Raw genomic sequence first — 1,256 nt, forward strand, 5'->3', positions numbered from 1 at the left:
TGGTCTGCTCCGGGTTTGACAGAGTCTGATTGTTGGGTTCTTATGCCACTTGGTCTTGAGAGGGTGGTATGGGACGACGTGGGTATCCGCCGGAGTTCCGGCGGAAGGTGCTGGATTTGATCGAGGCTGGTCGCAAGGTCGCCGACGTGGCGCATGATCTGGGGATCAGCGATCAGACGATCTACACCTGGCGGCGACAGGATCGGATTGACCGGGGCCTGGAGTCTGGGGTGACCAGCGCGGAGAAGGCCGAGCTGACCGCCGCGAAGAAGAAGATCGCCCAGTTGGAGGCCGAGCTAGCGGTGCATCGGCGAGCGACCGAGCTGCTGAAGAAGGAGGCGGTGCCCCCAAAAGCCCGATACGCCGCGATCACGGCGATGACTGAGGAAGGTTTGCCGGCGCAGCTCGCGTGCCGGGTGCTGGGAGTGTCGGAGTCGGGGTTCTACGCGTGGCGATCCCGGTCGCCGTCAGCGCGATCGATCCGGCATGCCTGGCTGACCGATGTGATCACCGAGATCCACCAGAACTCCCAGGGTCGCTACGGTGCCCGCCGCGTGCACGCCGAGCTGAGGCTGGGGCGTGGGATCCTGGTCGGTCACGGAGCGGTGGAGATGCTGATGCGCCGCGCCCGTCTCGTCGGCGCCAGGGGGCGGCCACGGTGGAAGCACGCCAAGCCCGATGAGATCGCCAAGGATCTGGTGAAGCGCGATTTCACTGCCGCGGGACCAAACCGCAAGTGGGTCACGGACATTACCGAGCATCGCACCCGCGAGGGCAAGGTCTACTGCGCGGTCGTGCTCGATGTCTACTCCCGCCGTGTGGTGGGCTGGTCTATCGATTCCTCGCCGACCGCGGCTCTGGTGACGAACGCGCTCGGCATGGCCATCGACAACCGGGCGCCGCAGTCGGGCACGATCATCCATTCCGACCACGGAGTCCAGTACGGATCGTGGGCCTTCACCAAGCGCGCGAAGGACTCCGGGCTGGTGCCGTCCATGGGCAGCGTCGGCGATTGCTACGACAACGCGATGATGGAGTCGTTCTGGTCGCGCATGCAGGTCGAACTGCTTGACCGCCACCGATGGCGCACCCGGGTCGAGCTGGCCAACGCCATCTTCGAGTACCTCGAGATCTGGCACAACCGCCAACGCCGTCACAGCCAACTGGGATGGTTGACTCCGATAGAGTTCGAGAACACAACCGTCGTGGCATGAAAATCCATCAACCGGACTCCACGAAACTCGGGACAGACCAAA

Annotated in this window: 1 protein-coding gene; it reads left to right on the forward strand. The window is 64.2% G+C overall.

The window, feature by feature from the left end:
• Positions 1-68: 68 nt before the first annotated feature.
• Positions 69-1,214, forward strand: coding sequence for an IS3 family transposase (locus YWW_RS0124220; RefSeq protein WP_081687735.1), 1,146 nt, complete (start codon positions 69-71; stop codon positions 1,212-1,214).
• Positions 1,215-1,256 lie beyond the last annotated feature (42 nt).

The sequence above is a fragment of the Glycomyces tenuis DSM 44171 genome (genome assembly GCF_000427885.1).
GTDB lineage: Bacteria > Actinomycetota > Actinomycetes > Mycobacteriales > Micromonosporaceae > Glycomyces > Glycomyces tenuis.

Coding starts and splice junctions, on each gene's coding strand:
- YWW_RS0124220 (WP_081687735.1), top strand. CDS start 69: ATGGGACGACGTGGGTATCCGCCGGAGTTCCGGCGGAAGGTGCTGGAT.